The organism is Hymenobacter properus (assembly GCF_015694735.1).
Classification (GTDB): Bacteria; Bacteroidota; Bacteroidia; order Cytophagales; family Hymenobacteraceae; genus Hymenobacter; species Hymenobacter properus.
The window spans coordinates 220993-245526 of sequence record NZ_JADQDP010000003.1; the positions used below are offsets into that span (position 1 = coordinate 220993).

The window sequence follows — 24534 nt, forward strand, 5'->3', positions numbered from 1 at the left end:
AGCGCAGCGGAACGCGGCAATCCGTCCTGTCAAAACCAGACACTTCCTTTTCCGACCAGCCTTTTTCTAAACGCAGCCGTAAAGGCGGTGGACCATCGGAATGAGTTGGTCGCAAAAGAAAGTGTGTGGTTCTAACAGGACGGATTGCTTCAGCTCCGCCTCGCAATGACAGAACATAACCTATGAAAGCCCTTTCCCGCGACCTGAGTTGGCTGCGTTTCAACGCCCGCGTGCTGCAGGAAGCCCAGAGCGACAACGTGCCGCTGCTGGAGCGCCTCAAGTTCCTGGCCATTTTCAGCAGCAACCTCGATGAGTTTTTCAAGGTGCGGGTGGCCACGCTGCGGCGCCTGGCCAAGCTCAAGAAGAAAACCCGCGCCAAGCTGGGCGAAAGCCCCCGCCGCGTGCTGAAGGAGGTGCTGGCCGAAGTGGGCCGGCAGCAGCAGGAATTCGGGGCTACGTTCCGGGAACAACTGCTGCCGGCGCTAAACGAGCAGCACATTCACCTGCTGAGCGAGACCGAGCTGACGGATAAGCAGCGCGAATGGACGCTGCGCTACTTCCGCGAGAAGGTGCGCGACTTGCTTTCGCCCGTGGTGCTCGATGAAACCTTGCACCACCTGTTTCTGAAGGACCAGGCCGTGTACCTCACCTTCTTCCTGCGCCAACCGCACGACCGCAAGGCCAAGCTCGACGCCGAGCGGGTGCTCACCATGGAGCTGCCCACCAAGCGCCACGGCGGCCGTTTCGTGCGCCTGCCCGACGAGGGCGAGGAGCGGTACGTGCTGTTTCTGGACGACGTGATTCGCGTGGGGGCGGCCGAGCTGTTTCCGGCCTACGAGCAGGTGACGGTGAACGCCATCAAGCTCTCGCGCGATGCTGAGCTGGACATCGAGGAAGAAGTATCGGGCGACCTGATGGAGAAAATCCGCAGCAGCCTGGCCAAGCGCGCTACCGGCTTCCCCGCCCGCCTGCTCTACGACCCCGAAATGCCCGCCGAGGCCCTGCGCGCCGTGAAGCAGAAAACCGGCATCACCGATGAAGAGTTGGTGGAAGGCAGCCGCTACCACAACTTCCGCGACTTCTTCGGCTTCCCGAGCTTCGAGGAGCCGGCCTTCCATTACCCCGAGTGGCCGGCGCTGGCCCACCCCACCCTGCCGCGCACGGGCAGCTTGCTGGCCGCCATTTCCCAGCGCGACCACCTGCTGCACCCACCCTATCAAAGCTTCGACTACCTGACGCGCCTGCTGCGCGAAGCCGCCGAGGACCCTTGCGTATCGGCCATCAGCATCACGCTCTATCGCGTAGCCAGCAAGAGCGCCGTGGTGAAAGCCCTGCTCAAAGCCGCCAAGCGCGGCAAGCAAGTGACGGCCGTGGTGGAGCTGAAGGCGCGGTTTGACGAGGAATCGAACCTGTTTTGGGCCGACAAGCTGAAGCGCGCCGGCGCCAACGTCGTTTTCACCCCACCCGAGCTCAAGTGCCACAGCAAGCTGCTGCTCATTGCCCGCCGCGAAGCCGACGAAACCACGCGCCGCTACGCATACTTCAGCACCGGCAACTTCAATGAAAGCACCGCCGGCCTCTACACTGACCACGGCCTGTTCACGGCCGATGAGCGCCTCACCCGCGAGTCGGCCGCTGTATTTGAGTATTTGCACGACCAAAGCGTGGTGCCCGAGCTGCAGTACCTGCTGGTGGCTCCTTTTGGCCTGCGCACGGGGCTAAACGAGCTGATTGACTACGAAATCAAGCAAGCCCGCAAAGGCAAAGACGCCTACATCATTCTCAAGGTGAATGCGGTGGAAGACACCGGCATTATGGCCAAGCTCTACGAAGCCAGCAAGGCCGGCGTGCGCATCGAGTTGATTGTGCGCGGCATCGGCCGCCTGGTGCCGGGCCTGCCCGAATGCAGCGCCAACATCCACCAACGCGGCATCGTGGACCGCTACTTGGAGCACAGCCGGGTGTACGTGTTTGGCCACGGCGGCGAAGAAAAGGTGTACGTGTCGTCGGCCGACTGGATGACCCGCAACCTCGACCGCCGCGTGGAAGTTGCCTTCCCCATCCTGGATGAGGGCCTGCGCGCCGAAGTACGCCAGCTGCTCGACTTCCAGCGTCACGACAACGTGAAAGCCCGCGACTTCGACAACAAGTTTATCGGGCCTGCAGAAGGCGGAAAGCCGCTGCGGGCGCAGGAGGCAACTTATGCCTGGCTGAAAGGCTTGAAGCGGCGGCAGCAACGGAAGCGGGCGTAACGGCAGAAAAATGTTCTCACGCTGTTTAGAAAAAGCGTGTTTCTCACGCCTGTCATCCTGAGCGCAGCGAAGGACCTTGTTACATCAACGCAATTGTTGGCCAGACGTGACAAGGTCCTTCGCTGCGCTCAGGATGACAGGAGATTTTGATTTTTGAAATAAAAAGGCCCCGGGAAACTCGTTCCCGGGGCTTTTTTACACTATTCTCAAACTTGCAACTGCCTAGTGCCGCAGCACCAGCCGGCGCGTTAGCCACTGGTCCTGGCCCAGGTTGAGGCGCAGCAGGTACACGCCGCTGGGCAGCTCATGCAAGTCCAGCGTCTGAGTGAGCGGACCGGAACCGGCCGCTGGCAACTCGACGCGGGCTACTGCCTGGCCCAGCGTGTTAAGCACCGCACCCGTGCCGGCCGTGGCGCGCTGTGCGCCCGTTAGCGTGAGCGTGACCAAGCCAGTGCTGGGGTTGGGGAACACAGCCAGTTCGGCGGCTGGGGCGGTCGATTTCGTGGCCAGGCAGGTGGTCACGGTCAGCTGCTGGGTGGCCGTGGCGGTGCAGCCCTGAGCGTTGGCGGCGGTGTAGCTGATAGTGTAGGTGCCGGGGCCAGTGCTGGCCGCGCTGAACACGCCATTCGACACGCCCACGCCGCTGTAAGTACCCCCGGCGGGGCTGCCGCCGCTGAGCGTGAGCGTGGCCGAAGACGAGCACAGCGAGTTGGTGGGCAGCGTGAGCGACACCGTGGGCAGGGCGTTCACCGTCACCGTTACGGTGCTGGTGGCAGTGCAGCCGCTGGCATTGGCGCCGGTCACGGTGTAGGTGGTGGTTTGAGTGGGCGTCACGGTCACGAGCGGGCCGGTTAGCGTCTGGCCGCCGCCCGTCCAGGTGAAAGTGCTGGCCCCGCTGGCCGAGAGCGTGGCCGACTGTCCGGGGCACACCGCCGCCACGCTGGCCCCCGCCGTGAGGACGGGCACCGGGTTCACGGTCACCGTCACGGTAGCCGTGCTGGTGCAGCCGCCAGCCGTAGTGCCGGTCACGGTGTAGGTGGTGGTTTGAGTGGGCGAAACCGTAACGGTGGCGCCGGTCAGCGTTTGCCCCCCGCCGGTGTACGTGTAAGTAATGCCACCGGTGGCGGTGAGCGTGGTGCTCTGGCCGGCGCACAGGGTGGGCTGGCCGGCCGACACGGCCACGTTGGCCCCGGCTGTGAGCGTGACGGTGGTGGTGGCTACCGCCGAGCAAGTGCCGCCGCTGCCCACCGTGTTGGTGATGGTGTAGGTACCCGCCGTGCTGGCCGTCAGGTCGATAACGCCGGTGGAGGCATTCAGGCTAAGCCCAGGCGTGGAAGTATACGTGCCGCCGATGGCCCCACTGGCCAGCACGGGCACGGCCGTGCCGCCGCCGAGGCAGTAGGTGGCATTCGGGTACTGAAACGCCGCGCTAGGGGTGGTGGTGAGCGTAATGGTATTGGTAGCAGTGCTGGCGCAGGGCCCGTTGGTGGTGTAGGTAACGGTGTAAGTACCGGGCGTCGAGGCAGCAGCGTTAATCTGCCCGGTGGTGGCGCTCACGAACACCAAGCCTGCTGGGGCTGCCGTGAAGGTGCCCGTGGCCGAGCCACTGAGTGTGGGCGTGGGGTTGCCGCCGGCCGTGCACAGCACCGCGGCCCCGTAGCTGAAGCCCGCATTCTGCGTGGGGTTCACCGTCACGGCCACGGTGCCAGTGCTTTGGCAGCCGTTGCGGCTGGCCGTGAGGGTATAGGTCTGCGTGATGGGGGCATTGGTGGCGTTGGGCAAGGTCACGGTGGGGTTGGCCACGGTGGCACTGCTCAGGCCCGTGGTGGGGCTCCACGAGTACGTGACGCCGGCCACGGCCGTGGTGCCCAGCTGGCCCGGCTGATTGGGGCAGAGGCTGAGCGCAGGCCCGGGCGTGGCCGTCACGGCCGGGTTTACCGTCACCTGCGTCGAGCTGGTGCTCACGCAGCCCGAGGCCGACACCACCGTGAGGGTGTAGGTAGTGGTGCGGGCGGCGTTCGTGGTATTAGTCGGCGTCAGGGTGGGCTGGGCGGCGCTGGTCGAGCTCAGGCCCGTGCTGGGGCTCCACGAGTAAGTGAGGCCGGGCACAGCGGCCGTGCCCAGCGTGGTGGCCTGGCCCGAGCACAACACCTGAGCCGGGCCGGCATTAGCGGCGGGCGGGTTTTCCACGGTCACCGTCACCTGGCTGGTGCTGGTGCAGCCGTTGCTGGTGCCCGTCACGGTGTAGGTGGTGGTTTGGGTGGGCGAAGCAATGGGATTGGCCGCTGACGGGTTGCTGAGGCCCGTGGTGGGCGACCATTGATAATTCTGCGCCCCCGTGGCCGCGAGCGTCACCGACGAGCCCGCGCAAATGGATGGCGCGGTAGGATTCACGCTCACGGTGGGCGTGGCCCGCACCGTTACCGTCACCTGGGCCGTATTGGAGCAGCCCGCCGCCGAGGTGGCCGTCACGGTGTAAATGGTGGAAGTGGTGGGCGAGGCAATGGGGTTGGCAATGGTGCTGCTGCTCAGCCCCGTGCTGGGGCTCCACGAATACGTGGCGCCGCCCGAGGCCGTGAGCTGCACCGACGAGCCGGAGCAGATAACCGCGTTGTTAGCCGGCGTGATGCTGACCACCGGCAGCGGACTCACGGCCACTACCACCTGGGCCGAAACGGAGCAGCCGTTGGCGGCAGCCGTCACCGTGTAGGTGCCCGAGCGGCTGGTGCTCACGTTGGCGATGCTGGGGTTGCGCAGCAGTGAGGTGAAGCCGTTGGGGCCAGTCCAGGAGTAGCTGGCACCGGGCACCAAGCTGGCCGAGAGCAGCAGATTGTCGCCCACGCACAGCGGCGTGTTGGCGCTGGCCGTCAGTGCGCCCAGGTTATTCACGGTCAGGTCGGTGCCGTTGTCGGCGCCCACGGTGGCGGGGGCGGAGCCCGTCACCCGGATGCGGTAGCCGGTGCCGGCCACTGTGCCGGCCGGAATCACCCCCTGCACAATGCCATTGGAAGTGCCCGAGAGGCTGCCGAGCGTCACGGGCGCGGTAAAGGAGCCGTTGGCGTCCGACAGCTCGGCCGTGAACACGTTGCCGCTGTTGAAGGGCTGGTCGACGCTGTAGGGCACCCGCACCGCGGCGCCGGCGCAAAAGCTGGTGCCGCCCTGCACCGCCTGCGTGGTGATGACATAGGCCCGGGCCGCGCGTGGCCCGGCCAGCAGCAGCAACAGCAGCGCCACCACGCCGGTGGCGGGCCGCAAAGAGAAAAGTGGCTTCATGTAGTTGTGGGGCATTCTGAAGATGATAAAAAGAAGACAGCCAGAGCATGGTTTGCTCTGGCTGTCTAGATGGGCGCCAACCCAGAAAGTTTAAACCAACCCTCGAAATACAAACTCGACAATCATCAGGTTAATTGAAACCAATTCAATGCCTTAAATCTAAAAACACCTTCACAAATACAAATCAACACCCATTGCATGAAGTCAGCATGAGCATCAACAAAAAAGCCCGCCCCGAGGGGCGAGCCTTGAAAAACCTTGAGGACCAATGGGTCGCTGGCCAATTGTTTACCGGCGCACGCCAGACTTCTCCAGCAGCTTGCGCGGCGGGGTGATGAACAGCTCCAGGCTGGCGTAGGGCGCGCCGTTCAGCTGCGAGTCGATGATTTTTTCACGGTCGGCGTTGGTGCGGTCGAAGGCGTCGAAGGCGTAGTTGTAGCGGTAGCCGGCCTCGGCGCCCAGCCACAAGAAGCTCAGCAGCTCGCGCTCCCAGCGCAGGCGGAATTTTACTTCGGTTTCGCGCAGCTCCAGGGTGCTGAGGGCGGCTTTGCTCAGGTCGGGGCTGCCGTCGGCGTTTTTGCGGGTGAGCGGGGCCCGGTTCAGCTTTACGATATAGTTGTAGCCGTCCACGGTGTAGCCGGCGTAGAAAATGGAGCTTTCGTTGGCATTGTAGCGCAGCGTGATGCGGGCAGGCGCCAGCGCCTCGATGCCCCAGCGGCGGTTGAAGGTGCGGTTGTACACCACGGCCGGGTAAATACTCAGCCGCCCAAACGTGTAGCCGTACTGAAAGCCAACGCCCCACGAGAAGTTCGGGCTGCGCTTCCAGCCGTAAATGGCCTCGGCCGAAAAGCGCGAATAGTCCGATTTGGTGAGCTGGTCGGAGGTGTAGTCGCCGCTGAGCTCGCCCTTCACGCGGGCCAGGTACCAGTGAACCTCGTCGACGGGCCGGATGATGGCAATTTGGGCCGCTGTGCTTTTCAGGCCCTTGTTTTCGATGTTGTCGTAGAGCTCGTAGCTGGTGGGAAGCTTTTCAAATTTGAACTCTTCCCGCTCGTAGCTCAAACCCACGATGACCTTGAGGTGGGGCCGGTTCCAAGCCGGAATGTAGCCCTTGATAGACAGCCGGGCGTTTTTGGTGGCCTCGGTGCTGAAGTCGCTAAGCCCCTGCACCTGCGCCGACGACGACACCCCGAACCGGGGCATGCGCTCGTAGCGCACTATCAGGCCCTTGCTCGGGCCCATGCCCAGCACCGAAGGGTTGGCGAAGGTCTGGCGGTCGGCGGCACTGTCGGCACCCACGGGCGCAGCCGGCGGGTACACCCGCTCCTGCACCTGGCCCCGCGCCGCCCCTATGCTGCCCGCTAACGCAGCCGTCAGCAGCCCAACCCGAAGAATAGAAGATGACATAAGACAAACCAGGCATGTCCGGCCCGGTTCGCTCCCTTACGCGAAAACCTCCGCTATGGCCAACGGCCAAGGTTATCAGATGAAGAAAAAATGAGGATTGCTCCGCCCAGTCAAAAAACAAAAAGGTCCGCTTGCTGACAAACGGACCTTTTCACAACAACTTAAAACGGCCAAGGCCGTGCTTACTCCTGCCCGTAGCCGGCGCTCTGGTAGGGGTAGCGCTGCTGGTGCAGGGCCGCCACGCGCTTGGCCACCAGCTCGCGCAGCTCTTCCAGGTTGGTGCGCTCCTGGGCCGAAATGAACACCACGGGGTCGTGTAGCTTGGCCATGTAGGTGGCTTGCAGCTGCTGCAGCGGCGGGCGCGGCGCGGCGGCCTCCTCGCCCTCGTCTTCCTGCACTTCGCCAAAGGGGTCGTGCTGGGCGTCGTCGGGCTTGTACTGGTCGATTTTGTTGAACACCAACAGCATGGGCTTGTCGGCCGCGCCGATGTCGGCCAGCGTGTCGTTCACTACCTGAATTTGCTCCTCGAAGCCGGGGTGCGAGATGTCCACCACGTGCAGCAGCAGGTCGGCTTCGCGAATCTCATCGAGCGTGCTCTTGAAGCTCTCAATGAGCTTGGTGGGCAGCTTGCGGATAAACCCAACCGTATCGGACAGCAGGAAGGGCTGGTTGTCGAGCACCACCTTGCGGGTGGTGGCGTCGACGGTGGCGAAAAGCTTGTTTTCGGCAAAGACTTCGGCCTTGCCCAGCACATTCATCAGTGTGCTTTTGCCCACGTTGGTGTAGCCCACCAGGGCCACGCGCACCAGGCCACCGCGGCTTTTGCGCTGGGTGTGGCTCTGCTTGTCCAGCTCTTCAAGCTTTTCCTTGAGGAAGGCAATGCGGTCGCGCACGATGCGGCGGTCAGTTTCGATTTCCGTTTCACCCGGACCCTTCATGCCCACGCCGCCACGCTGCTTGTCCAAGTGAGTCCAGAGGCCCGTCAGGCGGGGCAGCAGGTACTGGTACTGGGCCAGCTCTACCTGCGTGCGCGAGGTGGCCGACTTGGCCCGCAGGGCGAAAATATCAAGAATGAGCAGCGAGCGGTCCACGATTTTGACCAGCAGCTCGGCCTCGAGATTGCGCAATTGCGAGGGCGACAGGTCATCGTCGAACACGACCATGCTGGTGCCCTCGTGCTGCACGTAGGCCTTGATTTCGGCTAGCTTGCCCTCCCCCACGTAGGTGCGGATGTCGGGCTTTTCGAGGCGCTGCACGAAGCGCTTGGTGGCGGTGGCACCGGCGGTTTCAATCAGAAACGCCAGCTCGTCGAGGTACTCGGTGGTTTGGGCTTCGGACTGCCGGCGCGGGGGCACGCTCACGAGCACAGCGGTTTCCTGCTCTTTGGCGGTTTCGTAGGTGCCGTTGTCGGCCGATTTGGCCAGGATGCGGCCAGCGCGGCCCTTCACGTTGTCGGTGGCGCCGGGGTGGCGGGTGCTGTTGGTGTGCTTGCGGCCGCCGGATTGGGAAGTTGCCATGAATGAATGCTAGGTGTTGGGTGGGTGGTGCTATTTGTCATCCTGAGCAAAGCGAAGGACCTTATCACCAAAGAACGGTTTGCAGCAATATCAAACGCAGCAAACGTAAAAAGGTCCTTCGCTACGCTCAGGATGACAAATTTTTCAACGGTCAAACGCTACTTCAGCGTCAGCGAATAAGCCACTACCTGCTGCACCTGCGCCGGCGTGAGGACTTTCTCAAACGCGGGCATCTTGCCCATGCCCTTCGTCACCATGTAGGTGCGGCCGAAGGCGTTGAGGTTGCTTTTGGTGAGGTCGTGGGCGCCGTTGGCGCCTTTCCTGCCGTCGGCGCCGTGGCAGCGGGCGCAGTTTTTTTGGTAAATGGCCTGGCCGGGTAGTACCGGCGGACCGGCCTGGGCCAGCAGCGGCAGCAACGAAAGAAACAGAGCGAAACGAAACATCATAACGGGCCTAACACAAAATCGGGCCACAAAGTACCGGCGAAAATGGTGGATTGATGAGGTGGTGGGTTGGTGGATTGTTCTGATGCCACATCCTTAAACAGGAACATAGCTCCGACCTTTGCGTTGAGAAGGCCCAAAACACTGGTCTAATCCACCACTCCACCAACCCACCACTCCACCATTTTGCGCGTCGCCCTCGTCATCAACACCAGCTGGAATATTTGGAATTTCCGGGCCAGCCTCGTGCGGGCCTTGCAGGCGGCCGGCCACGAAGTGCTGGCCATTGCCCCGCCCGACGACTATTCCAAGCGCCTCGAAACCGAGTTGGGCTGCCGCTACGTGCCCATCCTGATGGAAAACAAGGGCACCAACCCGGTGAAGGACGCCGCCCTCACGCGCCGCTTCTACCAGATTTACAAGCGCGAAAAACCCGATGTGGTGCTGCACTACACCATCAAGCCCAACATCTACGGCAGCATTGCGGCCAAGCTGGCCGGTATTCCCAGCATCAACAACGTGAGCGGGCTGGGCACGGTGTTCATCATTAAGAACTTCGTGAGCAAGGTGGCGCTGGGGCTCTACCGCTTTGCCTTCCGCTTCCCGGCCAAAATTTTCTTCCAGAACGGCGACGACCGGCAGCTGTTCCTGGAAAATGGCTTGGTGAAGCGTGAAATCACCGACCTGCTGCCCGGCTCCGGTGTCGACACCAACAAGTTTCGGCCGGCGGCCGAGTTTCGGCGCAACCAGCCCTTCGTGTTCTTGATGGTGGCACGGGTGCTGTACGAGAAAGGCGTGGTGGAGTACTTCGAAGCCGCCAAAATCATTCGGGAGGCCGTGCCGGGCACCCGCATCCAGTTGCTGGGCGGGCTCGATGAGGCCGGCGGTGTAGGTGTGCCCCGCGCCACGTTTGAGGAGTGGCTGAAAAGCGGCGACATCGAATACCTGGGCCGCTCCGATGATGTGGCCGCCCACATCCACCAAGCCGACTGCGTGGTGCTGCCCAGCTACCGCGAGGGCACCCCCAAAACCCTGCTCGAGGCGGCTGCCTGCGGCAAGCCCGTGGTGACCACCGACGTGCCCGGCTGCCGCGAAACCGTGGTGGACGGCCGCAACGGCTACCTCTGCCAGGTGCGCAGCGGCGAGGATTTGGCTGCCAAAATGCTGCAGGTGCTGCGCCTAAATGACGCCGACCTGCGCGGCATGGGCCAAAACAGCCGCTACCTGGCCGAAACTAAGTTCGACGAGCAAATCGTGCTCAATAAGTACCTCGCGGCCGTGGCCGCTGTGAAAAAATAACGCCTGCCGGGCCCGGCGCCGCCCGGGCCGCCCGCCTACCTTTGCCCCTGATGCAAGCAAAATCCCACGCCCTGCCGGGCCTCATCGAATTTCAGCCCCGCCTGTTTGGCGACCCGCGCGGGGTGTTCTACGAAACCTACAGCGCCCGCCTGATGCAGGAACTGGGCTTGCCCGCCGACTTGCACTGGGTGCAGGACAACCAGTCCAAATCGCAGCCCGGCGTGGTGCGCGGGCTGCATTTCCAACGCCCGCCCCATGCGCAGGCCAAGCTGGTGCGCGTGGCCCAGGGCCGCGCCCTCGACGTGGTGGTGGACATTCGCCGCGACTCGCCCACCTACGGCCAGCACGCCGCCGTAGAGCTAAGCTCCGATAAGGGCAACGTCCTGTTTGTGCCCGCTGGCTTTGCCCACGGCTTTGTGGCGTTGGAAGAAGATACGCTGTTTCTCTACAAGTGCTCCGACTATTACGCCCCCTCCTCCGAGGGTGGCCTGCTCTGGAACGACCCCGCGCTGGGCATCGCCTGGGGCGTCGAGGAGCCCATCATCTCGCCCAAAGACGCCGTGCTGCCCACCCTCGCAGAGTTAGACAGTCCATTTTAAATGGCTAATGAAAGAAAAGGGGAGGTGAGGAATTTGACGTTCTGCTGGCGCGGCTTGCGCACATAGAACATCAAACTCCCCACCTCCCCTTTTTCCTTTCTCCCCTTACAGCAGCGGCAGCAGCGTTTCCAGGCCCATACCGCGGCTGCCCTTGAGCAGGATGTGCCGGTGGGCCAGCGGCTGGCTTTTGAGCCACTCGGCGGCAGCGTCCTTGGTAGCGAAATGCCGCGTGGTGGCAGAGCCGCTTTTGCTGTCGGCCTGGGCCATTTCGGGGCCGATAAGGACGGCGGTGCCGAAGTTTAATTCGGCCAGCAGTTCGCCCAGCGCGCCGTGCTCCTGTGCACTGGCCTCACCCAGCTCGAACATATCACCTAGTATCACCACCTTGTCGGCCAGCGCGCCGGGGCGCCCCGCAAAGCTGCGCAGCGCGGCGGCCATGCTGCTGGGGTTGGCGTTGTAGGCGTCAAGAACGAGGTCGTTGCCGCGGCCGGTGCGCACCAGCTGCGAGCGGTTGTTCTGGGGGTTGTATTGAGCCAGCGCGCCGGCCACTTTAGCTGGGGCAATGCCGAAGTGCAGGCCCACGGCGGCGGCGGCGGCCAGGTTGGGGAAGTTGTAGTCGCCGGTGAGCTGGACGGCCACGTCGGTGCCGTCGGCCAGGCGCAGGGCCACGGCAGGGTCGGCGGCCAGCAGCGTGGCGGGGTAGCTGTCAGTGGGGCCGGGGTAGCTCAGGCGGGTGGGCACGGCGGCGGCCAGGCCGGGCAGGCGGGCATCCAGCGTGTTCACGAAGGCCGTGCCGCCGGTACGGGCCAGGTAGTCGAATAGCTCGCCTTTGCCCTTGGCCACGCCTTCGGGCCCGCCAAAGCCTTCGAGGTGGGCCAGGCCGATGTTGGTGATGAGGCCGTGGGTGGGCCGGGCCCACTGGCAGTAAGCCGCAATTTCGCCTTGGTGGTTGGCGCCCATCTCAATGACGGCAAAGTCGTGCTCGCCCGCTCGCAAGCGCAGCAGCGTGAGCGGCACGCCGATGTGGTTGTTGAGGTTGCCAATGGTGGCCAGCACCCGGAATTTTTGGGCCAATACGGCCGTGAGCAGCTCTTTGGTGGTGGTTTTACCGTTGGAGCCCGTCACGGCCAGCACCGGAATCTCAAACTGCGCGCGGTGCTCGCGGGCCAGCTCCTGCAGGGCCAGCAGCGGGTCGGGCGCAAAGGTGTAGCGGGCGGGGTCGGTAGCGGCCAGGTCGGCATCGTCGACCACGGCGTGGCGCGCGCCTTTCTCCAGGGCCTGTGGGGCAAACGCCGCGCCCCGGAAGCTGGGGCCGTTGAGGGCGAAGAAAAGGGTGCCGGGCTGGGCCTGGCGCGAATCGGTGCTGACGAGGCCGTGCGCGGCCAGGTACTGGGAATAAAGCGGCGTGGGCATGAACGGAAACGGATGACCGGGTGTAACTTGCTACAAAGGTGGGCGTGATTTTTGTACTGCGCGGGGCAGTCCTGCTTTTCAACCCATTTCACCTGCTGTTTATGTTTCGTTCTTACGCGTTTTTGCTGGCGCTGCTGGCCTTTTCTTTCGCCACCCGGGCGCAGTCGCGCTTCGGCTTTGAGTACCGGGCCGCGGCCAAGGTGGTGGAAGGCACCGACACGCTATCCAATGCCTGGGCCGGCGGCCTGAACACGCCCCAGTTCAGCCACATCGACCTGGACAACGACGGGCGGGCCGACCTGTTTGCCTTCGACCACGAAAGCAGCCGCGTTTACACCTTTCTGAACGTGGCCGCGCCGGGCACTACCGCCGGCCGCCGCTGGCAATACGCCCCGCAATACGAGTCCATTTTCCCCGACAGCCTGCGCAACTGGGTGCTGCTGCGCGACTACGACTGCGACGGCCGCCCCGACATTTTCACGTACACCAGCGGTGGCAACATTGCCGTGCTGCGCAACGTGCTGGCCAATGGCCGCCCCAGCTTCCAGCGGGCGTTCAGCCAGCTGCGCTTTTCGGGCAACTTTTCGGGCACGGCCAACCTCAACATTGGGGCCTACAACCTACCTGCCATTCAGGACGTGAACGGCGACGGCAAGCTCGACATCATGAGCTACGACTTCGTTGCTTCCGTGGTCATCGAGCAATACATCAACACCAGCCCCGGCACCTGCGGCAGCGCCCTCACCTTCGCCCGCACCGCCACCCAGTGGGGCGATTTGCGGGCCTGCGGCGCCTGCGCCGAGTTTGGCATCGGCACCGCCCCCTGCTTCACGGCCGCCAAAACCACGCACACCGGCGGCCACAACCTGCTGCTGGTAGACCTGGACGGCGACGGCGACCAGGACCTGCTCGACGGCCGCGACAACTGCCCCGAGCTGACCCGCTTGCTCAACCAAGGCACCACGGCGGCGCCGCTGCTCACGCAGGCGGGCATTTCGGCCAGCTTCCCGTCGGCGGCCACGCCGGCGCGGGTGCCGGTGTTTCCGGCCGGCTACCTGCTCGACGCCAATTTCGACGGTACCCCAGACCTGGTGGTGGCGCCCAACATGCTGACCAACCAGGCAGACCAGGTGAGCATGCGCAACAACGTGCAGCTGTTCACCAACGCGGCCGCCACTGGCGCGCCCGCCTACACCAACCAGGCCGCGGGCTTCCTGCAAAACACGATGATTGACGTAAGCGAAGGCGCCGCCCCCACCCTGGGCGACATCGACGGCGACGGCCTGCCCGACCTGCTCATCGGCAACCACGCCGACCGCGTGAACAACGTGTACCGCGCCGCCCTGGCGTACTACCGCAACGTGGGCACCCGCGCCCGCCCGGTGTTTCAGCTTGTGAGCCGCGACTACCTGGGCCTGTCGGCCCAAAACCTGCAAGGCCTCAAGCCCATGCTGGTGGACCTGAACCGCGACGGCGCCCTCGACCTGGCCTATGCGGCCTGGGGCCTCGCCACCAACCAGATTTATTACATTCTGAACACGGCCCGGGCCGGCCAGCCCGCCTCGTTCGACCCGGCAGCGGTGCGGACTTTCAAGGGCCAGGGCTCCGGCACCACCACGCCGCCCACCAACCCCTCGCTCACCGACGGCACCCTGCCCTACCGCCAAGGCGACATGCCTTTCTTCACCGACGTGGACAACGACGGCTACGTCGACCTGCTCATCGGCACCAATGAGATACGCGAGCCCGGTATGGCACTGCGCTACTTCCGCAACCGTGCCCGCGGCCCTCTGGACAGCGCCTTTGTACTGGTGAACAACGACTTTGGACGGATTCGGGACGCCAATGGGGCCCGCCCCCTCAACCTGGCCCCCGCCGTGGCCGATTTTGATGGCGACGGCCTGCCCGACCTGGTAACGGCCGATGCCTCGGGCTACCTGCGCCTGTTCTCGAACTTTCGGGCCCAGAGTGCCGCCCTTTTCACGGAGCGTACCGACTTGATTTACAATCCGCTGAAAGCCAGCTACGAACCCGCCCGGCTGGGGCTGGACGTGTACGCGCACTACGGCCTGACCGCCGCCGACCTGAACGGCGACGGCGCCCCCGAGCTGTTGGTGGGCACGCAGGCCGGTGGCCTGCTGAGCTTCGGCACCATCAACCGCACCACCACAGCCACCCGCGCCGAAGCCGCTGCAGCCCTGGCCCTGAGCATCTACCCCAACCCGGCCATCGCCACGGCCACCGTCGAAACCGCCCAGCCCACCCGCCTCACCGTGCTCGACCTCACTGGCCGCGTGGTGCAAACCCTTGGTACTGCCCAGCGCCGCCACGCGCTGACTCTGAGCGGGCTATCCCCCGGCGTGTACCTGGTGCGCGCCGTAGGCAACGACGGTGCCACCGCCGTGCAGCGCCTGGCGGTGCAGTAGACGCATCGCCTGTCGTTGCAAAAATGGCTGTCATTGCGAGCGCAGCGAAGCAATCCGTCCGGCCAACACCAGACACGCCCTTTTACCAGAAAGCCCCGGTACCGCAATGGTATCGGGGCTTTTTATTATGGCTTAGTCACATTATTAGGTTTCTGGTATTGACAGGACGGATTGCCGCGCTTCACTGCGTTTCGCTCGCAATGACAGTTGGCCCCTACCCTATCAGCTCAAAGGCGTCGCCATCCTGTAGGGCGGTGAATTTGCTGCGAAAATCATCCAGCTCGGCCCGGCTGAGGGTGTGAGTAAACAGGCCGTTCTGGCTGTGGGCCTCCACCAGGTAAGTGCCTTTGGCATCGATGATGGCCGAGTCGCCGCTGTATTCGTGGCCAGGGCCGTCGTGGCCGGTGCGGTTCACGCCAATGGCGCAGGCCACGTTCTCGATAGCGCGGGCGCGCAGCAGGGTGCGCCAGGCGGTGCGACGTACGGACGGCCAGTTAGCTACGTACACCAGCAGGTCGTAGGGCGCGGCGGGCTGGTTGCGGCTCCACACGGGGAAGCGCAGGTCGTAGCACACCAGCGGGCAGATGCGCCAGCCGCGCCAGTCTTCTACCAGCCGGGTTTGGCCAGGCGTGTAGGTGTGCTGCTCGCCAGCCAGCGTGAAGAGGTGACGCTTGTTGTAGTGGCTCAGGCTGCCGTCGGGCCGCACCCACAGCAGGCGGTTGTAGTAAGCACCGTCTTCCTCGATGATGACGCTGCCGGTGATGACGGCATTGTGGGCAGCGGCTTGCTCGCGCAGCCAGGCCACGGTCGGGCCGGCCATTGTTTCGGCTTGGGCGCGGGCTTCCATGCTGAAGCCGGTGGTGAACATCTCGGGCAGCACAACCAGGTCGGTAGGCCGGGTGAGGCCGGCCAGGTGCCGGGCCACGGCCGCCCGGTTTGCTGCGGCATCATGCCAATGCAACTCGGTTTGGAGGAAGGAGACGGTGAGGTCGGACATGGATAGAAATGATGAGCTTAACCGCGGGAACTATGAACAACGCATCATTAGTACTGCGCCCGATAGAACAAATGCTTGCTGTTGACCTGCAATGGGTTAGCCTTGTACCAACTGAGAAAGCCGTTCCATTTCTCTGAGTTGGCTTTTTCCCACTGAGTAAATCCCGTTTCATCGCCGGCCAGCAGCAGCCAGTGGTTATAGGCTTCGAAGTGCCCGGCTTGTTTGATTTGGCGCTGGTAGTCAAATAACACGTTGGGGATGTCTTTGCTCGCTGGCAAGCGGTAGTAATTCACTACAAAATTGGTCCGAATGCGGTCCAGCGCGTCCAGGTTCACGCCTTTTTCTCCAATAGTGGACATCAGCATCACCGGCTCATACACCATGCTTCCGTACGGCAGCTTCAGCTTTTTTCCTTTCGCCGGCACAATGATACTGTTCTTGCTGAAACTCACTTTCACCGTGTCGGCCCCGGCGAATGTAATCTGGCTTTTGTAAGTGTCGTACAGCAGCTGGCTGATTTCAAAGGTGCGTTTGCTGTTGGGTTCCAGGTTGATGAACAGCTCGCCGTAAATCATTCCCCACACCGCCTCCGACGAGTTGCAGAAGAGTTTGGAAGCCCAGTAATAGTTTGAAGAAAATTCCGGCGCCACCCGGATGCCGTTTTCGAAGTAGCCGATGGCTTTGTCGTAGTCTTTTTGCCCCATGTACACAATGCCCAGCTCCAAGGGCAACCGCCCCGAAGCCGGAAATTTGCGCATCCCGGCTTCGTAGGCTTCAATGGCTTTTTTAGGATTGCCATTATCGTCGTAAGCATTGCCGAGCAGCTCAAACGTGCGGTCGCTGGCATTAGGCAGCTTTATCAGTGGCTCCAGCATTTGCAGCGCCTGCGGATACTTTTTTTGCTGGTAGTAGGCGTAGCCCAGCTCGTACGCATAGTCCGAGCGGGCGGGGTCGAGCTTTTGCGCTTCCTGCAACAGGCCAATGGCTTCATCAAGCTTGCCCTCGTCCATGAGTCGAATGGCATTCAGGCCTTTGGCTTCGGCATCCTGCTTAGGAGTTTGGGCAAAGGCGGCCAGACTGGTACCGAGGGCCAGCGCAAGGCTGGCTAAGCGTAAGTGTTTCGACATAAGGAAGGGGAATGAGTGCGCCAAAGTACAGCGCAGCGGCCTTCGGGCAACCCCTTTCCGGTGAAGCCGTTCTGAAACACGCCAACGGCAGAACACGCTGCGCAATAAGGTGCTTCGTCACTGCTTTATTGCGCAGTGTGGCCACATCACACCTTAACATTTCTTCTTTACCGCAGCCGCTGCGCTGCTGCTTCCAGCGTGGCGGTTTCCTTCGCGAAGCAAAACCGAATTAGTCCCTCGTCATAACCGTCGTGGTAGAAGGCCGATACCGGGACCACGGCCACGCCCTTCTCACGGGCCAGAAACTGGGCAAAGGCCAGGTCACTGGCGGGCGAGAAGGCATCGTAGCGGGCCAGTTGGAAGTAGCCGCCGGGCACGGGCAGAAGGTCCCAGCCGCCGTCGAGCAGCAAGTGGCGGAACAAGTCGCGCTTTTCCTGGTAGAAGCCCGACAGGCCGCGGGCGTGAGCGTCGGTGGGGTCGGCTTCGAGGGCGTCGGCCAGGGCGTGCTGGGTGGGTGTGCTCACCGAAAAGGTGAGAAACTGGTGCACCCGGCGCACCTCAGTGGTAAGCGCCGGCGGGGCGATGCAGTAGCCCACTTTCCAGCCCGTGGCGTGGTAGGTTTTGCCGAAGGACGAAAGCACGAAGCTGCGCTCCCGCAACGCCGGGTGCTGGCGGGCGCTCAGGCGCGGGGCGCCGTCGAACACCAGGTGCTCGTAAACTTCATCGCTCAGCACCAGAGCGTTGGTACCGTCCAGCAGTTTGGCCAGGGCGTCCCAGTCCTCGGCCGTGAACACGGCGCCGCTGGGGTTGTGGGGCGTGTTCACCATCACCAGCCGGGTGCGAGCCGACACCACCCGGCGCACGGCGTCCCAATCGGGCCGGAAATGCGGAGCCGGCAGGCGCACGTAGCGCGGCACCCCGCCCTGCAGCCGGATGGCCGGGCCGTACAAATCGTAGGCCGGCTCAAACACCAGTACCTCGTCGCCGGGGCGCACCACGGCGGCCAGCACCGCATAGAGCGCCTCGGTGGCGCCAGCCGTAACGGTGATTTCGGTGGCCGGGTCGGGCGCGGGCGCCTCTGGCTGCAGGCGGGCCACCTGGGCGGCAATGGCTTCGCGCAGGCGCGGCAGGCCGGGCATGGGCGCGTACTGGTGGTGGCCCGGCGTGCGGGCGTGGCGGGCCAGCGACTCCAGCAGCGCCTGCGGCGGGTCGTAGTCGGGGAAGCCCTGGGCCAGGTTGATGGCGCCGGTTTCCTGGGCCAGCGCCGTCATCTGGGAGAAGATGCTGACGCCGACATCGGGGAGTTTGGATTGCAGCGCCACGGCGGGTAGGGATGGTGCGTTCATAGGCAAAGAAACAAGGACGGGGTTCGCAAATAAAGCACGCACGGTCGGGGCTCGCCAGCCAGATGCGCCAGCGGGCGCATTGTTTCAGCCTGCAATCATGAGCCCGCAGCCACCTACAAATGAATGCGGAACGTGGTGCCCTCGCCCACGGCGCTGCTAACTTCCAGCCGGCCGCCGTGGATTTGCACGATGCGGTTCACCAGGTACAGGCCCATGCCGGTGCCCTCCACGTGGGTGTGGAAGCGGCGGAAGAGCTGAAACAGCTGGTTGCCATAGCGTTCCATGTCAATGCCCAGGCCGTTGTCCTGCACGGTGAGGATGGGGCGGCCGCTCACTGCATCGGGCGTGCAGCTGAGGCGGACGACGGGCGCGCGCTTGGGGTCGGCGTACTTGAGTGAGTTGCTGAGGAGGTTGTAGAGCAGGCTTTGCAGGTTGGGCCGCACAAACGTGATGGTGGGGCAGGTGTCAAAATCGAGCTCGAAAGTGGCGCCGAGCTGCGTCACCTGGTCTTGCAGGCTGTTGATGATTTCGGCCGCCAGCGGGGCCAGGGCCACGGCTTCGGCGGGCACTTCCTGCTGCTGGCGCTGCCCGCGCACAATGGCCGTCAGGTCGTCGATGGTGCCAAAAATCTGGCCCAGCGCCCGCTCAAAGTAGCTGATGAGCTTGATGGCGTCGGGGTCGCGGAAGTAGGCCGTGCGCGTCAGCTCCTCAAAGATGCCGGCCATGTTGTTGATGGGTTGCTTGAGGTCGTGCGAGGCCGTGTACACGAAGTTGTCGAGGTCCTCGTTGGTGCGCAGCAGGCGGGCGTTCTGCTCCTCCAGCTGCTGCTGCACCTGCTTGAACTCGTGCACGTCGGTGTTGGCCCCCACCCACACGGCAATGGCGCCCTCCTTGTCCCGAATGGCCTCGGCCCGGGCCAGAAACCAGCGGTACTGGCCCTGCAGGTCGCGCCAACGGTGTTCGGCCTCGAAGGCCTCGCCGGTGGCCAGGCTGTGCTCCCAGCGGCGCAGGGTGCCGGGCAGGTCGTCGGGGTGAATAAACCGCTCCCAGCCCCAGTCCTGCAGCTCCTCGAAGGTGCCGCCCGTGAAGTCGTACCAGCGCTGGTTGTAGTAGCTCACCGCGCCGTCGGGGCGCGAGGTCCAGGCCATCTGGGGCAGGGTTTCGAGCAGCTGCTGGAAGCGCGTTTGGCTGGCCAGCACCTGCTCCTGCAGCAGGCGCTGCTGGTGCACGTCGGTGTTGGTGCCGTACCACTTCATCACCTGGCCGCCGGGCGCGCGGCGGGCCTGCGCCTGGCCCAGAAACCAGCGGTACTCACCGTCGTAGCGGCGCAGGCGGAACTCGGCCTCGTAGTAGCGCTGCGTGGCAATGGCCTGCTCCCAGCGCTTTTGCATCGGGGCGCGGTCGTCGGGGTGCACAAATTCCAGCCAGTGGGCAGCCCCGTCTTTTTCCATGGCCTGGCCCACGTAGGCGGCCGTGCGGTGGTTGTAGAAATCCACCGTGCCGTCGGGCCGGGCCGTCCACACCTGCTGCGGAATGCTCTCGGCCTGAATGCGCAGCTCTTCCTCGCTTTCGCCGAGGCGGTTTTGTAGCTCGCGCAGCTCGGTCACGTCGGTATTGGTGCCAAACCAACGCAGCACAGCGCCGGTGGCCGCGTCCCGAATGGGCCGCGCCCGGCTCAGGAACCAGCGCATCTCGCCGTCGTGCCGTCGCAGCGGGAAAGTATCTTCCCAGGGCTCGCCCGATGCAATGGCCGCCTCGTAGCGCGCCTTGATGCCCTCCACCAGGGCGGGGTCGTGCACCCGCTGCCAGCCCCAGCCCTGCATAGCCTCAAAGTCGGAGCCGGTGTAGTCGTACCACTGCTGGTTATACCAGAAGATGTAGCCCGTGGCGTCGGCCATCCAAGCCAGCTGGGCCATGTTGTCGGCCAGGGTGGCGAAGTCGGCGCGGCTGCGGGTGAGCTGCTCGGTGCGCTCCTGCAGTTCATGCACCTCCACCGTGGCCGCGCTGAAGCCGGCCAGCTGCCCGGCGGCATCGGTGTAAGGCTGGGCTTTGGTGGTGAACCAGCGCAGCTCGCCGTCGCGCCGCCGCACCTGAAACGTGGCCTGCCAGCCCTGCCCTTGCGCCATGGCGGCCTGGGCCAGCGCCCCCACCCGGTGCCGGTCGGGGGCGGGCAGCACTTCCCACGCGTCGTTGGACGGGCCGTCGGAGGACAGTCCGGTGTACTCGTAGAAGTACGGGTTGGTGTAGGTGATGTCGCCCTGCGGGTCGAAGTTGAAGATGAATACCGGCACCGAGGACGTGAGGGCGCGCACCTGCTCGTCGCGCCGGCGCATTTCGGTAGCCAGCTGCTCGGCTTGCTGACGCGCTTGCACGCGCACCGTCACGTCCTTCGAAAAGCTCAGCACGCTCTCCACCTCGCCGCGCTCGTTGCGCAGGGCCAGGTACGTCAGGTCCAGGTAGGTGAGGCTTTCGGGCTGGCCGGGGTTGCGCAAGCGCAAGGCCAGCTCCTGGCGCACCTGCGTTTCGCCGGTGTTGTATACGTGGTCCAGGAGCTTGGCCATGCCTTGCTCGGCCAGGTCGGGCAGCAGTTCGGCCACGGGCTCGCCCAGGCGGGCACGGTGGCCCACCAGCCGGGCATAGGCGGGGTTGAAGAAGGAATAGCGGTGCTCGGGCCCGGCCAGCGTGGCCACAAAGGCCGGCAGCTGTTCCAGAATCTGGCTGAGCTGCTGGTCTTTGGCCTGTAGCCGCTCCTGGGTTTCGTGCAGCTCGTGAATGTCGAGGTCGGAGCCGAACCACTGCCGCAGGCGGCCGGCGGCCTGGGCTTCTTCCAAGGGTTCGGGCACGCCCTGACTCACAAACCAGCGAAACTGGCCGTCGTGCCGGCGCAGGCGCAGCTCGTAGCGCCAGGGGGTACCGGCCTCCAAGGCAGCCGCGTACTCCGTTGCCACCCGAACATGGTCGGCCGGATGCACGCAAGCTTGCCAGGTCTGGTTCAGGTCGTCATCGGGGGTGGTGCCGGTGTAGGCATACCATTGCGGGCTCAGGTAGAGCACTTGCCCTTCCTGGTCGCTGATGAAAGTGATGGAAGGCAGGCTTTCGGTCACGCGGCGCAGGCGTTGGTCGGCGGCTCGGGCGTCGGCCTGCAGGGCCTCGTTACGCTGGCGGGCCAGCACCTGCGCGGTCACATCCATGCCATAGGCCAGCACGCTGGTACCATCCGCGTCGCGCAGGGGCACGTAGCCGTAGTCGTTGTAGCTCGTATGTAGCTCGCCGGTGGCGGGGTCAATCAGCTCGGTGGGCTCTTCGGTGCCAAAGTGCGGCTCGCCACTTTCCCGCACCCGGTTCAGCAGCTGCACGTAGCCCTGGGCGGCCACTTCGGGCAGGCTGTCGGCCACGCTGCGGCCTACTTCGGCCCGCGCCCCCATGGCTTCTTTGGCTTTGGCCGACAAAAAGCTAAAGGTCAGGTCCGGCCCCGTCATGGTGCTGATGGTAAGCGGCAGTTGGTCCAGAATGCGCTGCATGTGGCCCTGCTGCTGCTCCAGCTGCAGCTGGGCGCGGTGCTGGGCGTCTACGTCGGTGCAGGCCCCAAACCAGCGCCGCACCTGCCCGTGGGCCCCAAACTGCGCTATCACGTGCGACAAAAACCAGCGGTAGGCCCCGTCGGTCCCGCGCAGCCGAAATTCAATGTCGAACGGCTCGCCCGAAGCCAGGGCCTCGCCCCAGCGCGCGTACATGTTCGGCAGGTCGTCGGGATGAATGATTTCGTCCCACAAAGCCGTGCGCCCCGCTTCGTCCAACTGCACCACATCCTGGCCCGTGTAGTTGATAAATTGCTGGTTGGTGTACTCCACCTCCCCGTTGCCGGCGGTAATCCACACCAGCTGGGGCAGGTTTTCGGCCAGAAACCGGAATTGTTCGTGTTCCAGCTCGGCAGCCTGCCGGCTGCGCATCTGCTCCGTTACTTCAAGCAACCGCAGCAGCACGTAGCGGGCCGCGCCGGTGGCTGGGACCGCCTGCAAGGAAGCTTCCCAATACCCACCCGGAGCGGGCTGGGGCGTAGTGGCCAGCCAGATGGGAGTCAGCGTCTGGGGAGTACCGTTCAGCGCAGCGGTCAGGCCAGCTTCCCAGGCCACGGGAGCCGCGAGCACCATACCGGCGCTTTCAATGGCTGTGTGCAAGAAGGCCAGGGGCTGGCCGGGCAGCGTGGCTGCGGCTTCGGCCGGAAGAAGACGGGCCAGGGCCGTGTTCAAAACCACCACGGTGCCATCGGAGGCCAGCACCGCGTGCGGGGCAGGCAGCGCGGCAAACAGCAGCTCAAAATCCAGAGCGGGCAGAACGGCGGGGGGAGGCATAGCAGGCAGAACTCGGCAACACGAAGCCGGTATATGCCGCTTCCGTTATCAAAGATAAGGCCCTGGCTGTGCCAAACCGACACGCCCAAAAAAGCCCCAACCAAAACGGCCGGGGCTTGTGGGCTAAAGCCAGAACCAACGATACCAGCCGCTACAATGGATTCTTCAAATCCTTGCGGAAGGCCCGCTGCACGTGCTCCACCTTGACGGCCGAGACGTGGGTGATGTAGGGGTTTTCGGGGTGCAGGCGGTAGTAGCCCTGATGGTAGTCCTCAGCGGGCCAGAACTTCTGGAACGGCACTACTTCGGTCACGATTTTACCGGGGTACTCCTTCGAGGCGTTGACGCGCGCAATGGTGGTTTCCAGGATTTTCTTTTCCTCGGGCGTGCGGTAGAAAGCGGCCGAGCGGTACTCGGGGCCCACGTCGTTGCCCTGGCGGTTGAGCTGGGTGGGGTCGTGCGAGGCGGTGAAGAAGATGTCGGCCAACTTCTGGTAGCTCACCACTTTGGGGTCGTAGTAAATCTGCACCGTTTCGGTGTGGCCGGTGGTTTTGTCGGCCACTTCCTCGTAGGTGGGGTTGGCCTTGGTGCCGCCGGCGTAGCCGCTCACCACCTGCTTCACCCCCTTGATTTCTTCAAAAGCCTCTTCCTGAGCCCAGAAGCAGCCGCCGGCAAACGTGGCCACGGCCAGGCCCGTGAGGTTGGTGGGCGCGAAACCGGCCGTGGAGCGCGGCGGGTTCTGCGCATCGGCCGGTTGCGGCGAGCCACAGGCCACGGCAAAAGCCAGCAGGCTGACGCTGGCGAAGGATTTCAGTCGGTTGTTCATAAGAATGAGAGAAGTCGGGATGGCCCAAGCGGTGGGTTTCGGGCGGGTAGACGCGTCAGTGCCGCCGCCCTTACAAGCGCGTAGCGCAAGTCTATACGAAACAGAACCCTTCGCGGCTTGCGCCCCCCTGGGGCAGCAAGCTAATCCGGTAGCCGAAAGGCGGGCTGGAACAGAGCGCATTTCAGGCTGTTGAAATGTGCACCCAATGGCCACCTACGTATTTATTCAGGTTTATCAAAAGGCAAGCGAAATGTTTGCTTGGCACGACTACAGCGGAGCTATGCGGCCTATTTTAAGCAGACGCCACATCCTTCGCTACGTATTTGCCGTAGTAGGTCGATTGCCCTCTCAACGCCCGCTATGTCCTTACAGACTTTACTCGAAGCCCCTCATATCACCATTAGTTACGACCACTCCGACCAGTGGCTACTGGCCGACTGGCACGGCGACCAAAACCTGGCCTCGGTGCAGCACGGCGCCCTCGAAATGCTGCGCCTGATGGGCCAGCAACGCAGCCACAAAGTACTGAACGACAACACCCGCGTGACCAGTATGTGGAGCGAGGCTGCCGAGTGGGGCGGCCAGGTGTGGTTTCCGGCCATGACGGCCGCCGGCCTGCAATACTTCGCCTGGGTGTACTCGCCCAACGTTTACAGCCGCCTCTCCACCGACCTCACGCTGCAGTTCACCGGCACCGACCCGGTGGTGTCGACCTTCGACGACCTCGAAACCGCCAAGGCCTGGCTGCGGGGGTTGTAACTTGGCCATCCTTTCCGCCCCGCCTTTCTGCTCGTGAACCCCGCCGATACCCGTATTTTTCGCCGGCCCGATGGCCACGTATTTCTCACCGCCACCCGCGACCGGGCCAACGGCTGGATTCATGCCCAGTGGAGCGGTGTGCAAACGCTGGAAACCATCCAGACCGGCGGCCTGGCCTACCTCGACATGCTGGCCGCCGAGCCCTGCCCCAAGCTGCTGAACGACCACCGCGAGCTGGTGGGCCGCTTCGTGGGGGCCAACGAGTGGATTGCTGAGGTTTGGACGCCGCGCATTATGCAGGCGGGGCTGCGCTATTTTGCGCAGGTGCTGGCGCCGGGCATCTTCGGCCAGCTCTCGATGCAGGACCTGCACCAGCGCATCAGCGACCAGTTCGAAATCAAGATGTTCGACCGGCTCGAAGACGCCGAAGCCTGGCTGCGCAGCCTGCCGTAGGGCGGCGCGCACGGAGCGGAACCTATTTGCCGTATTTTTGTCGAT

At 63.9% G+C, this 24534-nt stretch carries 16 protein-coding genes; 6 read left to right on the forward strand and 10 right to left on the reverse strand.

What is annotated here, in order from left to right; translation table 11 throughout:
- Window positions 1-182: 182 nt before the first annotated feature.
- On the forward strand, window positions 183-2252 hold the full coding sequence (gene ppk1, locus I2I01_RS12980) for a polyphosphate kinase 1 (protein ID WP_196286908.1): 2070 nt from the start codon (window positions 183-185) through the stop codon (window positions 2250-2252).
- Between the two features lie 222 nt (window positions 2253-2474).
- On the opposite strand, the gene I2I01_RS12985 is transcribed toward ppk1, so the two are convergent.
- The 4 genes from I2I01_RS12985 to I2I01_RS13000 form a co-directional block, all read right to left on the reverse strand.
- Complete coding sequence (locus I2I01_RS12985; protein WP_196286909.1) at window positions 2475-5540, reverse strand: T9SS type A sorting domain-containing protein; 3066 nt, start codon at window positions 5538-5540, stop codon at window positions 2475-2477.
- Between the two features lie 273 nt (window positions 5541-5813).
- The gene (locus I2I01_RS12990; protein WP_196286910.1) at window positions 5814-6932 is read right to left on the reverse strand and encodes a DUF6268 family outer membrane beta-barrel protein; all 1119 of its coding nucleotides are present in this window, start codon (window positions 6930-6932) and stop codon (window positions 5814-5816) included.
- A gap of 182 nt (window positions 6933-7114) precedes the next feature.
- Window positions 7115-8449 carry a GTPase HflX gene (gene hflX / locus I2I01_RS12995; RefSeq protein ID WP_196286911.1) on the reverse strand — a complete coding sequence of 445 codons (1335 nt, stop codon included), beginning with the start codon at window positions 8447-8449 and terminating at the stop codon, window positions 7115-7117.
- A gap of 158 nt (window positions 8450-8607) precedes the next feature.
- Window positions 8608-8895: a c-type cytochrome gene (locus tag I2I01_RS13000; protein ID WP_196286912.1), complete on the reverse strand. Its 288-nt coding sequence runs from the start codon at window positions 8893-8895 to the stop codon at window positions 8608-8610.
- A gap of 183 nt (window positions 8896-9078) precedes the next feature.
- Here I2I01_RS13000 and I2I01_RS13005 point away from each other — a divergent pair, with 183 nt between their 5' ends.
- Together I2I01_RS13005 and rfbC are read left to right on the forward strand one after the other, a co-directional pair.
- The gene (locus tag I2I01_RS13005; protein WP_196286913.1) at window positions 9079-10191 is read left to right on the forward strand and encodes a glycosyltransferase family 4 protein; all 1113 of its coding nucleotides are present in this window, start codon (window positions 9079-9081) and stop codon (window positions 10189-10191) included.
- A gap of 50 nt (window positions 10192-10241) precedes the next feature.
- On the forward strand, window positions 10242-10790 hold the full coding sequence (gene rfbC, locus I2I01_RS13010; RefSeq protein WP_196286914.1) for a dTDP-4-dehydrorhamnose 3,5-epimerase: 549 nt from the start codon (window positions 10242-10244) through the stop codon (window positions 10788-10790).
- A gap of 105 nt (window positions 10791-10895) precedes the next feature.
- Here the strand turns inward: rfbC and I2I01_RS13015 are convergent, their stop codons facing one another.
- Window positions 10896-12203, reverse strand: a complete 1308-nt coding sequence (locus I2I01_RS13015; protein WP_196286915.1) for a UDP-N-acetylmuramoyl-tripeptide--D-alanyl-D-alanine ligase — start codon at window positions 12201-12203, stop codon at window positions 10896-10898.
- 101 nt (window positions 12204-12304) lie between these two features.
- On the opposite strand from I2I01_RS13015, the gene I2I01_RS13020 reads away from it, so the two are divergent.
- Complete coding sequence (locus tag I2I01_RS13020) at window positions 12305-14629, forward strand: T9SS type A sorting domain-containing protein (protein ID WP_196286916.1); 2325 nt, start codon at window positions 12305-12307, stop codon at window positions 14627-14629.
- Between the two features lie 214 nt (window positions 14630-14843).
- On the opposite strand, the gene I2I01_RS13025 is transcribed toward I2I01_RS13020, so the two are convergent.
- The 5 genes from I2I01_RS13025 to msrA form a co-directional block, all read right to left on the reverse strand.
- Window positions 14844-15626, reverse strand: a complete 783-nt coding sequence (locus I2I01_RS13025) for an amidohydrolase (protein WP_196286917.1) — start codon at window positions 15624-15626, stop codon at window positions 14844-14846.
- A 47-nt stretch (window positions 15627-15673) separates the two neighbouring features.
- Entirely contained in the window at window positions 15674-16753 is a 1080-nt protein-coding gene (locus tag I2I01_RS13030) for a tetratricopeptide repeat protein (protein WP_196286918.1), read from the reverse strand.
- Between the two features lie 167 nt (window positions 16754-16920).
- The gene (locus I2I01_RS13035) at window positions 16921-18099 is read right to left on the reverse strand and encodes a methionine aminotransferase (RefSeq protein ID WP_196286919.1); all 1179 of its coding nucleotides are present in this window, start codon (window positions 18097-18099) and stop codon (window positions 16921-16923) included.
- 113 nt (window positions 18100-18212) lie between these two features.
- Window positions 18213-22451, reverse strand: coding sequence for a PAS domain-containing sensor histidine kinase (locus I2I01_RS13040; protein ID WP_196286920.1), 4239 nt, complete (start codon window positions 22449-22451; stop codon window positions 18213-18215).
- Between the two features lie 151 nt (window positions 22452-22602).
- On the reverse strand, window positions 22603-23277 hold the full coding sequence (gene msrA / locus I2I01_RS13045; protein WP_196286921.1) for a peptide-methionine (S)-S-oxide reductase MsrA: 675 nt from the start codon (window positions 23275-23277) through the stop codon (window positions 22603-22605).
- Between the two features lie 360 nt (window positions 23278-23637).
- On the opposite strand from msrA, the gene I2I01_RS13050 reads away from it, so the two are divergent.
- Window positions 23638-24036 (forward strand): hypothetical protein, encoded by a 399-nt coding sequence (locus tag I2I01_RS13050; RefSeq protein ID WP_196286922.1) that lies wholly within the window; start codon window positions 23638-23640, stop codon window positions 24034-24036.
- Between the two features lie 33 nt (window positions 24037-24069).
- Window positions 24070-24489 carry a hypothetical protein gene (locus tag I2I01_RS13055; RefSeq protein ID WP_196286923.1) on the forward strand — a complete coding sequence of 140 codons (420 nt, stop codon included), beginning with the start codon at window positions 24070-24072 and terminating at the stop codon, window positions 24487-24489.
- The last annotated feature ends 45 nt before the right edge of the window (window positions 24490-24534 follow it).